Raw genomic sequence first — 18,038 nt, 5'->3', positions numbered from 1 at the left:
AGTTACTCAGTACACTATGTAACTTCAATCGTAAATTGTAAATCGTCAAATCGTAAATAACATTACTCGTCTTTCTCTTTGCAAGCCTCTACCCCTTGTTGAAGCATATAAACTACTTCGCTAAAGAATGGTGCAGGTATTTCTGCCGGAGGCACAATATCGTTATTATGTACATTTGCCCTGTAGTTAACCTGTACATTTGCTGTTTTGCAGAAATACAATGAGCCAAGTTTTATGTTTTCATTGTCGGGATAAGCTATACAGATTGCCCCGTCGGCAAAGTCTAAACAAACAGAATATTCAGAGCCGATATAATACAAACAATAGTAAGAGCCGGCATCGCCCGATGGATCACGTTCCCAACCATTTTTGTACATACGGGTGCCAAAGTAACCTGTTACCCATATATTGGCAAAGGCATCGTAAGTTTGGTCGGTAATATCAGCATTGCTGAATGTTGGGCGCAGAAGTTGTGGGAATGGCTGCAACACTTCGTAGTCGTCCAGTTGTTCCTTCCATTGTTTTTTATCCTCATCCGACAGTTCAATAGGATGCACTAAACGAATCTCTGCATCGTCGGGTAAGATAAATGTATCGTCGTTGATATCGGCATAGCTGCCATCGCCCGAGTAACGGAAAGTAGTAACAGGTTTACCGTCTTTATAAATGCCAAAGATAAGTGAGATAGCAAATATCTGCATAATGGGGTTCTGGATAAACAGTTCCTCGAAACCTTCTTTATCCCAGATGCGACCTTTAGCCAAACTTTGTTGCAAGCGTAGGTTTTGCATGGCAACAAGCGATTTGAGTTCTTTCTTCAGGGTAGTAAAGTCGGATTTTGCATCGTTGTACATTTCAAGATGATCTTTAGTAGTGGTTGCCGGAAATGATTTAAGTTCTTTTCCATCTTCGTTCTTCAACTCAATTGTGAGGTTACCCTTAAGTTTTACAAAGAATTTGCGTCCGCCAGTATCAAGAATCATCTCTCCACGTTCGTCGAGGCCAAGGTTAGGAACAATCTTATCGGCAAGCTGCTCTGTGGTGATGCCTAATGATTGTGCAGCTGCTTCCATGGTTTCGCCAGCTATACGCTTCACCAGTTTGTTGCGGTGGGTGCGTCCCATGTTGTCTACTGCAACAAGAGCAATACGTGAGTTCGATACCGCCATTGCTTTTACAGCATCGCCTGCCATTGCCGATCGTGAGCCATACACAAACTTGGTTACAGCATTTTTCAGTTTCTGTATCCCTTCGGCTCCACCGTGTATACCTGCAAGGGTCATGATACCTTTACTCTTGCTTTCGGCACCAACTTCCAGCCATTCATCAAATAAATAGAGAACAAGTGCCTTAAGGTCGGCCTCTTCAAAGTAAGGACGCATTTTTTCGGGGTAGAGCATCTTCTTCATGTCCTTATCCAACGCATAGACAGCAATGTAACAAACCACATAATCAAGCTCGGCAGGTTCGGTAGTTCCGGCTTTGTGTACCACTGGCCATGTTTTAGGGTCGGCAATAGTTTGGTTACTTTGCCAACTGGGAACAAATGCTTTTTGCCAGTTCTTGGGAGTGCTCTTTTTAACATAAGCAGCAATGTCGAAGTTAGCATCGGCTATTCCGGCCTGACCTCCACTCAATGAGGCTGCATTGAGGTTTTCGAGAGCTGCCAGTGCTTTTTCGGCCCATTCGCGAATATCTTTGCGCTTTTCGTTAAGCAGTGCTTCTACTGCAGGACGTGCAGATGGATACGCAGGCAGGTATTTTATTGCTTTGGTACGCAGTGTTTTATTTTTTACTTTAAGTAAATCTACCAACAATTGGGGATTGGCATCGGGGTTGTCGGTATAAAGTGCATGTATAAAACCAATATTATACCCTAGCGATGTATAAGTAGCATAATCGTATGCTACATCCTGATGCTGTGTAAGGAAGGCACGGGCTCCGGGAATAAACATATCCGATATAGCCTGGGTGTTATGTATGGTATCGCATTTATGCTCTACATCCGATATAAGTATTTCATCGTAGAAAGTTACCATTCCCCACGTAGTGGCAAACCCACTGTTGAAGCCTTCCATAATAAAGTCGTTTAACTTCTCAGCATCCCATCCGTAGGCAGCCGTGGCACCTTTTACAAAGTAGGCGATATGACGTGATTGCCCACTAACGGCAGCCATCTGAATGATTGGGCGCACAATATTAGCTGCGGGTGGAAAATCAACTACAAGCCCCAGGAATTCGAATATTTCATAATAGCCGTTCTCACGGAACACCTGACCGTTATCGTAGTACTCTTTCGAACCAAATTTGGCCAGACGGGTGCGATCGCCATCAATGAAGTAAGCGCGCAGGTCGTTGTGGTAATCTGCATATTCTGAATTTTCATTGCCCACATTGTATCGCATGGTTATGTAACTATTCAGATAATTGTCTAATTTGGGTACTACAGCATCGTAAAGTGGTGTTTTATCGGCATTGCCAAGTATTTGGTAGAAGTGTACAAACAGTTCACTAACATGGTTTGCCTGTTCTAGCTTCTCCATTTGGTATTGATACACCTGAATGATGAGTTCTGTTGGATAATTTTTGAAGAAAAGTATTACATCCTTCATATCATACCTCCCGCCATCGCTGTAGATACCACGCAACAAGTGAAGATCTTCCAGACCGATGTGTTTGGCCATATTCATGGCGTAGTTGTATTGGGCAGCGGTGCTGTTCCGGGTATCGTAGCTCTTGTTGTATTTCTCGTCGCGGAAGTTGGGATAGAAGCTTTGATTGTAATCTAACAGATTTATTGCTGCTCTCGGACGCTTTCTAAAGTATTCGGCATACTTATCGTTAAGTTTCTGGTGTTTAAACTCACACAATGCACACGAATTGAATAGTAATTCAATTCCATTGCGATCAGCGTCTTCGTTGAATTCATCCATCAGGGCATCAAGGATAGGACCATATTTACTGGTATCTTTCAGATAAAGGAATGACGATGCTCTAAGACGCGACAATTGATAGCACTTGGTGGTAACTTCGTCGAATTCGGCCGGATTAGATTCAAATAACTTATTAAGTTGATTTTTATATCTTTCAATGTCTTCATCACTAATCTGGTCGTATAACTTGTAGAGGAGTCTTTCTATTTGCTGTACAACACCAAAACCTTTGATATTGAGATTTGCTTTGGAGTTACAATGGCTCAAAAGATAGAGAGCTTCGTCTTGTCCTCCTTTGGCATAGAGCAAACCTGCATATTCTCCCAGGGCAGGGCCTTCTTTTTTGTATTCATCATCATATTTAACACAATACACAGGGTTGTCTTCGTGTGGAATTTTCTCTACTGGTGGTAGTATGCTGGCGGCTTCGTCGTCTCCTGTATACACATATTTATCTAAGGCAATCATTTGCTCATCAGTGAGCGGGGTAGTAATGCATTTATTGTAGTGTTTTACAAGCTCTTTTTCTACAAATATGCTGATGTTGAGGTTCTTTTGTTCTTCTTCGGGTTCTTCCTCGGGCTCTTCTTCGGGTTCTTCAATGGGTTCGGTAACTGGTTCGGGTTCGGTAGTTTCCTGGGCGGGTTGAGTTACCGGTGTGGGTTGAGTTACCGGTGCGGTTGCAGCAGGTGCTGTGCTTCCTTCTTCAACATAGCCTTTCTTTGTTTTTTCGGCTACCAGTTTGTCGGCTGCTTTTTGACAGGCTGCTTCGTCGGCAAAGTCTTTGGTTTGTGTTTGACCATCGGTACCTGTTTTACCATAGTTTACGGTGAAAGAGTTTCCGTTTACTTCGATGCTCCAAAACTTGTTGGACTTTGCATCGGTGTAGAAAAAAGTTCGTTTCATGTTGTTCTTTATATTTTAATGCAATTACAATAATTCAGTTGCACTGCAAATATAGAAACAACGGGGGTACAACACAAGACAAACAGCCTTAAAAGTTAAGACAGTCCATTTCTTTAAATTGCTGATTATTAGCCGATTGTTATTAAGACAAGTGTTTTACTTAAGACATTGAAGTTTTTTTTCTACCTCAAATCGATAAACTTGATTGTTTTTCTACTCATTGGCGGCATTTGTATTTTCGAAATATACTCTGCCGATTCAAACGAAATAGTTGGTGCTACTCTTACCTTTGAACGGAAAAGGTCTTTAATTTCTTTTTCGAATGCTTCGCTTTTTACTTCACTACCCACACGAATCAGAATTTCGTCGGTACCCAAATCATTGGTGTAAACTTCGATAACATAATTTATAACAGCAGGAATACTATCCAGTATGTCGAACAGTGCCGGCGGATAAAGTGTGGTGCCTTTGTATTTTATCATTTGCCCTTTTCGGCCCAATACAGGACAAAGGCGTATCGTGTTTCTGCCACATGCACACGGTTCGGTATGATGATAACAAATATCTCCGGTTTTGAAGCGTAGCAACGGCATGCCTTCTACACCCAGTGTGGTAATGGTAACTTCGCCTGCTTCGCCTTGGGCTACAGGGTTATTGTCGTCGTCCAGAAATTCAACGATAATTAATTCGGGTTGCAAATGTCCGCCGCATAGCTCGCTGCACTCAGTGAACGACGATTGCATTTCGGTAGAAGCATACGTTGAATGTAGTTGTAATTCGGGCCATTTATCGTGTATTCTGCGGCCCAATGTGTTGAGAGTAAAATCCTGGTTTCGTAGTGCTTCGCCTATACAAACACATTTCCGTAATGAGGAGTGGTTGTAATTGATATTGTTTTTTTCGGCAAACTCAATCAGTTTAATTAAGAAAGACGGAACAACCATTCCACAGGTAGGATGAATACGGTTAATTGTATCCCATTGCAATTCGGGGATACCGTTGCCTACACGGGCAATGCCCATTCCCAGTTCGCGGGCACCAAGAAAATAAGCCAAGCCAGCCATAAAGCGGCGGTCGATGGTGGTCATTAGTTGAAGGATATCATCGGGGGTGCATCCTGCAGTGGTAAACGAAAGGTATTCGTTGTACGAAAGCCGATCGAGATCATTTGATGTAAGGCCAAATGTTACAGGATTTCCCAATGTACCCGATGTGGTTACATAATCAATAATCTTGTTTTTGTTTACACATAAAAACTGTTGATTATGTAGTTGCAAGTCGGTTTTGGTTGTTACCGGGATTTGTTTTAGATCTTCAATTGTCTTTATCCGGTTGATGTCGATGTTATAATCGGCAAACATCTTTTGGTAAAAGGCAGAATTTGTTTGCAGATATGCCAGTTGTACATTGAGGAGTTTTTCCTGAAATGCCTTGATTTCATCTGCCGGCTTAAATTGTATTTCGGGAATCTTGTTCATGCTTTTACTTAATAACAACCTTGAGTAAATGTTCATAATTAGTAGGACCTATTAACCGTCAGCTAAAGAGACTGTGTGAAAACATCCTCCCCCTACCCCCTCCAAAGGGGGATACCCTGCGGATACATTGTATAGCGCAGCTATCCTCCTTCGGAGGAGGTGCCCAAAGGGCGGAGGAGGACGTTTTCACACAGTCTGCTAAAGCTGACGGCAATTGATAACTAATTATGAACACTTACCTATACATACAATTACATTCCTGAGTACTCTTTTACAGTATCAACAATTTGTTTCAATGCATTGGTATCTTTGTCGGTTGTATACAATGAAACTTCAACCTTCTGACTATCAGTAGACGAGAATTCCAAGTAAGAGAACTTAGAAAAAATGTCGATATAAGTTTTATATTCTTGTCCGCCGAAGCTAGCCATCATCTGAACAACAGGAAGTGCAAGGATAGCATCAATATCAAGAACCATGTACATTGTTTTACCTTTAATGCTCGAAGAATAACGGGCATCTTTCAATGTTTGGGTATAGTTGGTTGTTCCTTTATAAACTTTCTCATCATTGGTCATATACATCCGGTTGTCTTTTACTCCGAAATAGAAGTTAAACTCTCTCGATTTATATTGATATTGATGTGGAGCCAGTTCAACGAGACTTTCTCTGCTCGAATTGAACTTGTCTTTGTTTTTGTAAATAACATCCAGTGCGTCATCCTTTTTAGTGTCGGCATAAGCAACAAAGGTAGGCATGTCTGCCATTGTAACATTCAGTAATGCAAGCGAAACATCACCATTAAATGCTTCAACAAGTTCTTTAGCTACAGCAGCAGCTTCGCTGTCTTCTTCCATTGATTTGCTAAACTCAGGATTCTCCATTAACATCTTGTAAAGTTCTCCTCCGTTAACATTAAAGGTTCCAAAGAAAAGAGGTGCTGCCGGGAAATCGCCCATGAAGTTAGCTTTAACTTTGCCCATCGATTTGTTACTGTTTTTAATTTGCTTGTTAAGCTCCTCGTTTTGAGTAACAAATTCTATATGCGAAACAAGTTTGCCTTTTTCAAAAGAGAAATCTCCAACGATATTAAAATCTTTAGGATTTATGTTCTCGGGTAGAGTTGTACCCATCTGGCGCATTTGGCGAACAATCTCGTCGGAGTATGCTTCTAAAGAAGTAAAGAATAATACATCACCCTTCTTGCTTTGTAGTTTCTGGAAATAGGTGTTTGATTGTATACTTTCTTCTGTTTTAGCTTTTAAGAATGTTGCAATGTTGTTTTCCTGGAAGTTGCGGTTTACATTACCTACAATTGCAGCTGCATCATTGTATGCAATAAAGCCACCGTTGCTTTCCATGAATTTGTAACCACTTTTATCAACTATGCCTTCTGATATTTTCTCTTCTACCATAAAGTTAAGGAACTCCTGTACTTTCTTAGCATCGGCTACCTTCATTACTACCATAGGATCGGTAGATGCAGGAGTAGTAAACATATATACAGGTGATTTCACAGCAAAACCAGATTCTTCCGGACTCTTCATGATCTTTTCTATCTGAGCAACAGTAGCAGGTTTAAGCCCACTAGTCATTGTTTCGATCATTTTTTGTTGTAAAGCTTGGTTCTCTTTGTCGTTCAAACCAGCTTTGTTGGTCATTGCATTGAGATCGAGAGCTATCACTGTATTAGCATCAGCAGGAATTACCTGTGTATAATCGCCTGCGGTTTTTGAACAAGCACTTGTCATGACCAATAATACGGCCGAAAGTACTAACTGATTGATTTTCTTCATTTTCATACACAAATTATAATTGGTTAATAGAATTGAATGTAAAACATGCCGCAAGGGCTGCTGTTTCTGTACGCAGACGGGATTTCCCCAGACTGATGGGGGTAAAACCGTTATCAATAGCTTTCTTTACTTCTTCTTCACTAAAGTCTCCTTCAGGACCTATCAAAATCAGAGCATCGGCTCCGGGTTCAAGTATGTCCTTAAGCATTGATTTCTCTCCTTTGTAGCAATGCGCTATATATTTTTGTTGTTTATGTGGTTGAGTAATGAAATCATTGAATGAGATCATTTCATTTATTTCGGGCAGGCGTGCTTTGAGCGATTGTTTCATAGCCGACACCATGATTTTCTCAATGCGATCTGTCTTGATTACTTTGCGTTCCGAATACCGACAGTTCAAAAAAGAAAGTGCATCGAACCCTATTTCGGTTGCTTTCTCGGCAAACCATTCGTTTCTGTCCATGTTCTTAGTGGGTGCCATAGCTATATGCAAACGGCCTTTCCACAATGGCTCCTGAAAAATGGTTTCGTTAATAGATACCATACAACGCTTATTGTCGGCAGCACTGATCTCGGCTTTGTAGAAATGTCCGGTTCCGTCGGTCAGAGTAATCTCATCTCCTTGCGAAAGGCGAAGTACCCTCAGGCAATGTTTTGCCTCTTCTTCGGGTAATTCCGGTTTGTTACGGATATCCGGTGTATAGAATATATGCATAAGTTATTGTTCGCGTCGTTGAATTTCATCACGTAACAGAGAAGCGAGTTCATAATCTTCTTCTGCAATGGCTTTATTTAGTGCATTCTTTAAAGAGTCCAGACTTTCTTTGGCAAACGTGTTTTGTTCTTTTTCTTTCTTTTCGGCTTCTTCTTCCTCAATAGCCTGTCTTTCTTGTATGGTAATGCTCTCTCGTGCAAGAATTGATTCGTAAATATAAATAGGGCTGTAAAAACGTACTGCCAATGCAATGGCATCGGATGTGCGTGCATCGATCCGGATTTCCGAATCTCCTTTCTTAAAGTAGATATATGAATAGAACACTCCTTCGTGTGCCCGGTAAATAAGTATCTCGCTTATCGAAATATCAAAAAGGGTGAGGCACGATGTAAACAAATCGTGTGTTAGTGGGCGGGGTGCTTTTATATCCTTCATTTTCAGTGCTATGGATTGTGCCTCGGCCGAACCTATAATAATAGGTAACTGACGGTCGCCGTTTACCTCCTGCAACACCATAGCATAAGCCGAGGCCTGTGCCTGGCTGTTTGATATATTTATAACTTTTAATTCTATCTTTTCCATATTTTTTGAGTTATGAGTTTTGAGTTATGAGTTTTGAGTTATTTCCCTGCGGCATCATAACTCAAAACTCATAACTCAAAACTCAAAACTTATTTCTTCTTAAAGATAATTGCGAACAGAATACCAACTACAATCATATAAGCGGCAAACACAAACCATGTGCTTTGCCAATCTCCGGTACGGAATCCGGCATTAAATTCGGTGTAGTGGTTTACTACCAATCCGGCGGCATACGATCCCAGTACGGCACCAACACCGTTGGTCATAATCATAAATACACCTTGGGCGCTTGCACGGATAGACGAATTGGTTGTTTGTTCAACATACAACGAACCCGAGATATTGAAGAAATCGAATGCCATTCCGTACACAATGTTCGAAAGCAATAGCAACCATAAGCCGCTACCGGGATCTCCAATACCAAATAGCCCAAAGCGTAATACCCAGGCAAACATACTGATAAGCATTACATTCTTAATACCGAATTTCTTTAAAAAGAACGGTATGGTAAGAATAAACACCACCTCGGATATCTGGGATATTGATAATAAAACAACTGAGTGTTTTACTCCAAAGGAGTCGATATATTGCGGGTCGCTGGCAAAACTGCTCAAGAACAAGTCGCCAAAGCTATTGGTAATTTGTAAAGCCGCTCCTAAAAGCATGGAGAAAATAAAGAAGATGGCCATGTTTTTATCCTTGAACAAGGTAAAAGCCCGCAAGCCCAGTGAGTCGACCAACGATTTGTTTGTAGTGGTTTTGGTTATTTCGCATTTAGGCAGACTGAATGCATAGAATCCCAGTACCAGAGCAGCCACTGCCGAGAGCCATAACTGCATGTGATTCAGTTTGAATCCACTGAAATCCACCACCCACATGGCTGCAATAAAACCAATGGTACCCCAAACACGTATTGGTGGAAAGTCTTTAACTATATCGAGCCCCTCTTTTTCAAGCGCATTGTATGCAACCGAATTGCTTAATGCAAGGGTAGGCATGTAAAAGATAACGCTTAATAGCATGCAGGTGTACAGTAAACCATACTCTGTTTGAAAAGATGCAGCTATAAGAGATAGCGCCCCAAGCAAATGACAAAGGCCGAGCAATTTTTGTGCAGGTACCCATTTATCGGCAACAATTCCCATCAATCCGGGCATAAAGAGAGAGGCTATCCCCATTGTCGCAAAAAAACTTCCGATTTGCACTCCGTCAAACCCCAGGCTGTTGCCTACATAACTTCCAAAAGATATTAACCAGGACCCCCATATAAAATATTGCAGGAAGTTCATGATTATTAAACGTAGCTTTATACTCATATACTTTGCTTTAAATATAGCTTGGCGTGTGCAAAGATACAATTTTTGGATAAATTTACTATTGTTATTCTCTATTAATAATATTTTCTATTATAGTATTTATCGGGTATATTTGCAGGATGGAGAAATTTGAACTACACATTCTGGGATGTGGCTCTGCACTACCTACAACCCGTCATTTCCCAACTTCGCAGGTTGTGAACATACGCGAGAAACTATTTATGATTGATTGTGGCGAAGGTGCACAATTACAGTTACGCAAATCGCATCTTAAGTTTTCGCGTTTAAATAATATATTTATTTCGCACTTGCATGGCGATCATTGTTTCGGACTGTTGGGGCTTGTTTCTACATTTGGATTGTTGGGGCGTACTGCCGATTTGCATATCTATTCGCCCAAAGGCCTTGAAGAGTTGTTCTCTCCTCTGCTGGGGTATTTCTGTAACAATCTTCTTTATAAAATTTATTTTCATGAGTTCGTTACCAATAAACCAACTGTAATATACGATGATCGTTCGGTTAGTGTAACCACTATACCCCTGCAACACCGTATTCCCTGTTGTGGTTTTCTGTTTGCCGAAAAGCAACCTCCGGCCCATATTATACGAGATATGATTGATGCTTACAACGTTCCGGTTTACGAACTGAACCGAATTAAAAACGGTGCCGATTATATTACTCCTGATGGCGAAATTGTTCCTCATAGTCGGTTAACCCGTCCTTCATCTCCGGCGCGTAAATATGCTTATTGTTCGGATACCCGATATGTAGAATCTGTCATAGAGCAGATAAAAGGTGTAGATTTGTTGTTTCATGAAGCAACTTTTGCTCAGGCCGAACTTCCACGGGCAAAAGAAACATTCCACACTACCGCACAACAGGCAGCACAACTGGCAAAGGCTGCGGAAGTTAAAAAACTGGTTATCGGACATTTTTCGGCAAGGTACGAAGAAGAGAACATACTACTGAATGAGGCCTCAGCTGTTTTTGAGAATACAGTTTTGGCCAAAGAATTATTGTGTATCGAAGTGTAGCAAAAAAAAATACAATATTGTTTTATTGATAGAATTCAATAAATATCTTTGCAGTCAATAAGCCAATTGAAAGCAAACATTAAAATCATGAGAAGACAAAGCACACTATTTATTATCTTTTTTTTGTTCCAATTAAATTCATTCGCACATTTCGCACATACAGATATTCTTATAATGGCTCATCCCACAACCGATTGTGAAGCCGCAAAAGAGTGGGCTTATAGAAGAAATGCTACACCAGAGTTTATCAAACTAGCCGAGATATATTGGGAACAAGCATGTCGGATAGGTATTAATCCGGTAATTGCTTATTGTCAGGCAGCAAAAGAAACCGGTTATGGACACTTTGGCGGCATTGTAGATGTTGGTGCCAAAAACACTTGTGGGATGAAACGACGAGGTAGAAATGGCGATCATCTTAGTGACCACATGAGGTTTGAATCGTGGAGAGACGGCGTATTGGCCCACCTGGACCACCTGGCACTGTATGCCGGAGTAAGCGGTTATCCTAAAGCACAAACCAAAGACCCTCGCCACTATAAATATTTAAAAGGAATTGCCCCCACAGTAAGAAAAATGGGGTCTATATGGGCCAGCTCACATTATTATGGTGAGGAACTTATTGGATTAATAAAGTCTTTGGAGGAGTTTCAGAAGTAAGCTGGCATTATTTTATCTCATAAACTATAAAAATGAAAATGAAAAGAGCATTCACAACAATCATCAGAAAAACAATAATACTCCCTACAATTCTATTACTAACAGCCTGTTCTGTTGAAAGCAACTCACAAGAGGTAGTTGATGAATTTATTTCTCAATTTGATGAAATGAACCTTGACGAAGCAAAAGAATTCCTGAAAAAAGAATATGAGGGCTATCAGCAGCTTGAGGCTTTGTTTAATGGCGGTTCTTTTTTCGGAGACGAAACTCCTAAAGAATATGCTAAGGAAGACGAGTCATACTCCGAGTTTCCAACATTTGCGAAACCTGAAGATATTGAAAAGGAATACAAAGAATTCTCTGCCAATGCTTATATAATACAAGAATATAAATATCCAAAAACCACAATCAGGGTACGGGTAGATGAAATTGAAATTGAAGTTTCCGGAAATACAGATTACCAAGCTAATAAAATATTTTTTCACGATGGTAGTGTTGACGATAAAATACAGAAATTTGATAGCTGGGGAGATTTGAATACAACCAAGGTAATAGACAGTATACAAACCACTATTAGCTATTCCTATGCTGAAGATTATAAACAATACGAGTTTACAGATGAAGTAAATTTTAATGGCGGAAGCATTAAAGTTGCTAAAAAGCAAGGTAATATGGCCGAGCTTATTTTTACAGGTAAGGCCAAGGATTATGAAAAAATCATTGCTTTAAACGATGAAGGCAAAGTTTTAGAATTTTCATCATCTTCATCGGGAACAAAAGGAGCAAAGGAGATGAGTAAAGTATATGCTAAGGCTTTTAAAAAACTTGTAAATGAAGCCAACAATTTTAAAACAGTTGATAAATTGAAGAAAGCTGTAAGAAAAGCATACTCTAAACTACCATCGATAAATGATAACGAAAAGAGCTATACGGGCTTTTTCAAGGGTAATGTAAGTTCGTTTATTGTGTATATGCCCACCAACACAATATCAAAGCAAATTGATTTTACTTTAGTAAACAAAAATCCCAATATTCAAAAACTGATTTATGCGTTTGATACCAACAAAGAAGAAAACTGCTTTTTAAATCAGGCAGGCGAACTTGTGATGTACCCCAACAATGAAAACTTTTATCCGGAAAATGATTTATATTATTATACTGAAACGAAAAACGATGAAGATGATGAAGATGAGGACCCTGTCAGGGAGATTTACTTTCTGGATACCGACAAGGAGCAACTAGTAAAAATACCCGAGATACAATCTGTAAGGACAGTTACAAACACTTGTGTTTCTGTTGAAAAAGACGGAAAAAAGGCATTGTGGAATGCTGAAGGGAAAGCTGTAACACCTTATATATACGATTGGATTGAACGTGTTGAAGGCAGTGAAGATATAATACATGTTTTTATAGATAATGAATGCGGATTAATAAATACTAAAGGTGAAACCGTTTTGCCTGTAATTTACAACCAGATAAGCGACTATACAAACGGAAGGGCATTAGTGAACATATCAGTAGAAAGAGGTGAAAAACTGGTAATGTTTATTGATGAAGCAGGTAAACAGGCAATACCGCTAACACAGTATCTGAAAGCAACAGAGTTCTCCGAAGGCTTAGCTGTTGTTACTGATAAAAATAGAAAATATGGATTTATTGATGTTAACGGAAAAATTGTATTGCCATTAATTTATGATGACGCAATACCTTTTTCGCATGGGATAACACTTGTTGAGTACAACGGAAAGTATGGTTTAATTAATAGAGAAGGAACTTTTATTGTACCTGCCACATCATACGGTTATTCAATGACTGGTATGTATAAAAGAAAATACCACCTCGACCGAAATGTATATAATGAATATGGGGAGATTATAGAAGAAAAAGAATATTAATAATAATAATGAAAATGAAAAGAGCATTCACAACAATCATCAGAATAATACTCCCTACAATTGTATTACTAACAGCCTGTTCTGTTGAAAGCAACTCACAAGAGGTAGTTGATGAATTTATTTCTCAATTTGATGAAATGAACCTTGACGAAGCAAAAGAATTTCTGAAAAAAGAATATGAGAATTATCAGCAGCTTGATGATTTGCTTGATGGCGGTTCTTTTTTCGGAAACGAAACTCCCAAAGAATATGCCAAGGAAGACGAGTCATACTCCGAGTTTCCAACATTTGCGAAACCTGAAGATATTGAAAAGGAATACAAAAAATTCTCTGCCAATGCTTATATATTACAATACTATAAATATCCAAAAACCACAATCAAGGTACGGGTAGATAATATTGATGAAGTTTCCGGAAATGCAGATTACCAAGCTAATAAAATATTTTTTCACGATGGTAGTGTTGACGATAAAATACAGAAATTTTATAGCTGGGGAGATTTGAATACAACCAAGGTAATAGACAGTATACAAACCACCATTAGCTATTCCTATATCGAAGATTATAAACAATACGAGTTTACAGATGAAGTAAATTTTGATGGTGGAAGCATTAAAGTTGCTAAAAAGCAAGGTAATATGGCCGAGCTTATTTTTACAGGTAAGGCCAAGAATTATGAAAAAATCATTACTTTAAACGATGAAGGCAAAGTTTTAAAACTTTCATTATCTTCATCGGGAACAAAAGGAGTAAAGGAGACAAGTAAAGTATATGCTGAGGCTTTAAAAAAACTTGTAAATGAAGCCAACAATTTTAAAACAGTTGATGAGTTGAAGGAAGCCGCAAGAAAAACATACTCTAAACTACCACCAATAAATAATGAAAAGAGCTATACGGGCTTTTTCAGGGGCAATGTAAGTTCGTTTATTGTGTATATGCCTACCAACACAATATCAAAGCAAATTGATTTTACTTTAGTAAACATAAATCCCAATATTCAAAAACTGATTTACGCGTTTGATACCAACAAAAAAGAAAACTGCTTTTTAAATCAGGCAGGCGAACTTGTGATGTACTCCACCTATAAAAATTTGTATCAGAAAAATGATTTATATTACTATACTAAAACGCAAAACAATGAAGAGGAGAAGCCTGTTTACGAGATTTACTTTCTGGATACCGACAAGGAGCAACTAGTAAAAATACCCGAGATACAATCTGTAAGGGCAGTTACAAACACTTGTGTTTCTGTTGAAAAAGACGGAAAAAAGGCATTGTGGAATGCAGAAAGGAAAGCTGTAACACCTTATATATACGACAGGATTGAAGGCATTGAAGGCAGCGAAGATATAATACGTGTTTTTATAGATGATGAATGCGGATTAATAAATACTAAAGGCGAAACCGTTTTGCCTGTAACTTACGACCAGATAAGCGACTATACAAACGGAAGGGCATTAGTGAGCGTATCAGTGGGAAGAGGTGAAAGACCGGTAATGTTTATTGATGAAGCAGGCGAACAGGCAATACCGCTAACACAGTATCTAAGAGCAACAGAGTTCTCCGAAGGTTTAGCTGTTGTTACTGATAAAAATAGAAAATGTGGATTTATTGATGTTAACGGAAAAATTGTATTGCCATTGATTTATGATAGAGCAGAACCTTTTTTGCATGGGATAACAGTTGCTGAGTACAACAAGAAGTGTGGTTTAATTAATAGAAAAGGAGAATTTATTGTACCTGCCAAAGCGCACAATTATGGAATATCTGGAATATCTGGTATGTATAAAAGAAAATACTACCTCGACCGAAGTATATATAATGAATATGGGGAGATTATAGAAGAATGGTAATTGTTATTTATAATAGTATGAACTACGAAAATATTAAATGCCCAAATCCTAAATGTGGCTGGCAACCCGACGCAACAAGTGAATGGATTTGCAGTGAATGCGGAACCACCTGGAACACATTTGACACAATATAAAACCATAGATTATGCATGGATATACACTTTCGATAGAGAAGGAGATATTGTTTCCACTAAGTGTTATGATCAGGATGATGACTTGTTGTATGTAAAAAAAGCAATAGAACCTAACGTGTATGAAATAAGGAATACTAACGAAAAACTCATTTGGAAACAAATCAAAATGTTGGGAAATCCTGTAATTGAAGAAAGTATTTACTGTGTAGACACTTTTTTGGTAGTTTCGAAATCGGAAGGTTCTTTAGACAAAGAAGGAAGGTGCGAAAAGTTTATGCAATACAATTCACAAGGACTACTATATAGTACAATAGTAGAATGTGCCAATGTGTGCTAATGTGTTGATGTAGAAAATGGGCTAATTAGCTACACAATAATAAAATAATTATTTAATTTGCATATTATTTAGTCATTAGTCCATTTGCACATTTGCATATTGACACATTAGCATATTCGCACATTAGCATAAATGAATTTACCCATTGATTTTATCGCACAGATACATGATTTATTAGGAGAAGATGAAGCCAATCGTCTCATCAATTCCTTGCAAGAACCATCTCCCGTTAGCATCCGTATTAACCCCAGTAAGGTAAACAATGCTCAACTTTCAACGCTCAACGCTCAACTGAAAAGGGTACCCTGGTGCAACAACGGATATTATTTGCCGGAACGTTTAACATTTACCTTCGATCCTTTGTTTCATGCCGGGGTTTACTATGTGCAGGAGGCATCGTCTATGTTTCTGGAACAAGCAGTAAAGCAAGTAGTTACCAATCCTGTGCTGGCACTTGATCTCTGTGCTGCTCCAGGAGGTAAATCTACACATTTAAGAAGCTTGTTGCCCGATGGTAGTTTGCTGGTTGCCAATGAAGTGATACGTAACCGCTCGCAGATTCTTGCAGAAAACATAACCAAATGGGGTCATCCGGATGTAATGGTAACCAACAATGATCCGGCCGATTTTGCACAAACAAATGTGTACTTCGATTTTATTCTGGCTGATGTACCCTGCTCGGGCGAAGGCATGTTTCGTAAAGACGAAGGTGCAATTGGCGAATGGAGTGCTGCAAATGTAGAGATATGCCGGCAACGTCAAAGACGTATTATTGCAGATATCTGGTCGTCGTTAAAACCCGGTGGCATATTGGTTTACAGCACTTGTACCTTTAATACAAAGGAGAACGAAGAAAATGTAGACTGGATAACCCGTGAATTAGGAGCAACCACAGTGAACGTACAACATGAATCTGGTATCGAACTAGTGAACGACCTGACAGATAAGAAGTTGAATGTATATCGTTTCTTTCCGCACAAGGTGAAGGGCGAGGGCTTCTTTATGAGCGTTTTACAGAAACATCCGGATGATTCTTTTTCTCCGGTAATGCGGAAAAGCTCTTCAAATAAAAAGAATAAAAAGGTACAGACCGAGGAAATAATACGATCTTCATACTACAAACCGGAACAGGATGTGTTGGAACAAAAGCTAAGAGTGCTACAATCCGGTATTTCTTTAGGTACAGTGAAGGGAAAAGACATTATACCTTCGCACGCTTTGGCTATGACGAATGTGGAACAAAGAAACACATATCCCCAAGTAGAGGTTACTTATGAGCAGGCTATAAGCTACTTGAGGCGGGAGACAATTGTACTCGATCCCACTTATCCTAAAGGAACTGTTTTACTTACTTACAAGCAACAGATTCTGGGTTTTGTGAAGAATCTGGGTAATCGTGCAAATAATCTGTACCCACAGGAATGGAGAATCCGCAGTGGATATTTGCCGGAAGAGGTTAAGGCATTGGCTTTGAGTTGAGAGTTGAGAGTTGGGCTTTAAGTTGAGAGTTGAGAGTTACCATGCGGCATCGTAACTCTCAACTCTCAACTCTCAACTTAAATTAAGCTTTGCGGTAATTTCTGTTTCTGAAAATATTTAGATAACAAAGGGGCCATTGGTGTATTCAACTCTCTGGCATCCTGTGTACAACCCTTTACACATGCGCAACACCTTGTACATTTCTCGGCAATGGTATGTAATTCATCTCCGGCAAGGATGGCCTCGTTAGGACATAATTCTACACATGCACCACAATGAGTACATTTGTTGCTATCGGTAACCGGAGCCTTTGGCATAGGAACATTTTTCTTGCGCAAAGCCATCACCTTTCTCATAAAGCCCAAAAGAGGGAAGAATGGCTGTTTCGGACGTTGTATGGCACGTACATCAACAAGATGTAATCCTTCCACATCTGTAGCATTCAATACTTTTTCTGCAATTTCCCGGCCCAGGTTTTGTGCGTAAGCTAAATCATCCTTATCGGGTCTGCCTTGTGAAATAGGGTTTTGCACAGAACTAAATGAATGTTCGCCTACAAAAGTGGCAGCCGCTATTACCGAAAAACCATGCCTTACAGCGTAGATGTCAAGTTCCATTAAAGCTTTTTCGTACGCCCGGTTTCCATATACAGCAACCAGTACCGCCGGAGTATTATCACCTTTAATTTCTTCCATTCTCTTCATAGCAAGAGGAGCTATTTTACCTCCATATACCGGTGCTACTATAATAGCAAGAGAGTTTGCAGGGATTTGAACACTTCCGGGAGAATGGTAGGTTAAATCTATTTCAGAAACATTTTCAATACCCGTTCCCTGAACAATTGCAGTTGCTACTTGTTTAGAAGTAAAGGTGGGCGAAAAATAAACCAAATGCGCTTTTGTAAGTTCCATAATTGTGAT

Annotated in this window: 13 protein-coding genes; 6 read left to right on the top strand and 7 right to left on the bottom strand. The window is 39.4% G+C overall.

The annotated features are described in order from the left end of the window. Window positions 1-62: 62 nt before the first annotated feature. The 6 genes from D0T85_RS11545 to D0T85_RS11520 all read right to left on the bottom strand — a co-directional run bounded on the left by D0T85_RS11545 (window position 63) and on the right by D0T85_RS11520 (window position 9,726). Window positions 63-3,839 (bottom strand): DUF4132 domain-containing protein, encoded by a 3,777-nt coding sequence (locus D0T85_RS11545; protein WP_163213432.1) that lies wholly within the window; start codon window positions 3,837-3,839, stop codon window positions 63-65. A 182-nt stretch (window positions 3,840-4,021) separates the two neighbouring features. Then, entirely contained in the window at window positions 4,022-5,317 is a 1,296-nt protein-coding gene (locus D0T85_RS11540) for a phenylacetate--CoA ligase family protein (protein ID WP_163213430.1), read from the bottom strand. A gap of 251 nt (window positions 5,318-5,568) precedes the next feature. After that, window positions 5,569-7,119, bottom strand: a complete 1,551-nt coding sequence (locus tag D0T85_RS11535) for a DUF4836 family protein (protein WP_163213428.1) — start codon at window positions 7,117-7,119, stop codon at window positions 5,569-5,571. A 7-nt stretch (window positions 7,120-7,126) separates the two neighbouring features. After that, the gene (locus D0T85_RS11530) at window positions 7,127-7,828 is read right to left on the bottom strand and encodes a 16S rRNA (uracil(1498)-N(3))-methyltransferase (RefSeq protein ID WP_163213426.1); all 702 of its coding nucleotides are present in this window, start codon (window positions 7,826-7,828) and stop codon (window positions 7,127-7,129) included. Between the two features lie 3 nt (window positions 7,829-7,831). Beyond that, window positions 7,832-8,410, bottom strand: coding sequence for a bifunctional nuclease family protein (locus D0T85_RS11525; RefSeq protein WP_163213424.1), 579 nt, complete (start codon window positions 8,408-8,410; stop codon window positions 7,832-7,834). A gap of 89 nt (window positions 8,411-8,499) precedes the next feature. Beyond that, window positions 8,500-9,726 carry a nucleoside permease gene (locus D0T85_RS11520; RefSeq protein ID WP_163213422.1) on the bottom strand — a complete coding sequence of 409 codons (1,227 nt, stop codon included), beginning with the start codon at window positions 9,724-9,726 and terminating at the stop codon, window positions 8,500-8,502. Window positions 9,727-9,845: 119 nt separating this feature from the next. Between D0T85_RS11520 and D0T85_RS11515 the strand changes: the two genes are divergently transcribed. The 6 genes from D0T85_RS11515 to D0T85_RS11490 all read left to right on the top strand — a co-directional run bounded on the left by D0T85_RS11515 (window position 9,846) and on the right by D0T85_RS11490 (window position 17,118). Further along, window positions 9,846-10,760, top strand: coding sequence for a ribonuclease Z (locus D0T85_RS11515; RefSeq protein ID WP_163213419.1), 915 nt, complete (start codon window positions 9,846-9,848; stop codon window positions 10,758-10,760). A 174-nt stretch (window positions 10,761-10,934) separates the two neighbouring features. Then, window positions 10,935-11,420, top strand: a complete 486-nt coding sequence (locus D0T85_RS11510; protein WP_163213417.1) for a glucosaminidase domain-containing protein — start codon at window positions 10,935-10,937, stop codon at window positions 11,418-11,420. Between the two features lie 32 nt (window positions 11,421-11,452). Continuing rightward, entirely contained in the window at window positions 11,453-13,315 is a 1,863-nt protein-coding gene (locus tag D0T85_RS11505) for a WG repeat-containing protein (protein ID WP_163213415.1), read from the top strand. Window positions 13,316-13,329: 14 nt separating this feature from the next. After that, window positions 13,330-15,168 (top strand): WG repeat-containing protein, encoded by a 1,839-nt coding sequence (locus tag D0T85_RS11500; protein WP_163213413.1) that lies wholly within the window; start codon window positions 13,330-13,332, stop codon window positions 15,166-15,168. Between the two features lie 78 nt (window positions 15,169-15,246). Next, entirely contained in the window at window positions 15,247-15,639 is a 393-nt protein-coding gene (locus tag D0T85_RS11495; RefSeq protein ID WP_203558463.1) for a hypothetical protein, read from the top strand. A gap of 132 nt (window positions 15,640-15,771) precedes the next feature. Then, a complete protein-coding gene (locus D0T85_RS11490) occupies window positions 15,772-17,118 on the top strand; it encodes an RsmF rRNA methyltransferase first C-terminal domain-containing protein (RefSeq protein WP_163213409.1) in 1,347 nt (448 codons plus the stop codon). A 77-nt stretch (window positions 17,119-17,195) separates the two neighbouring features. Here D0T85_RS11490 and D0T85_RS11485 read toward each other — a convergent pair whose 3' ends face one another. Next, complete coding sequence (locus D0T85_RS11485; RefSeq protein WP_163213407.1) at window positions 17,196-18,029, bottom strand: 4Fe-4S binding protein; 834 nt, start codon at window positions 18,027-18,029, stop codon at window positions 17,196-17,198. Window positions 18,030-18,038: the final 9 nt, after the last annotated feature.

This window comes from Bacteroides sp. 519, assembly GCF_010500955.1.
GTDB lineage: Bacteria > Bacteroidota > Bacteroidia > Bacteroidales > Bacteroidaceae > Bacteroides.
The sequence above is the reverse complement of the archived record's forward strand: the minus strand, read 5'-3'. Positions and strand labels throughout refer to the sequence as shown.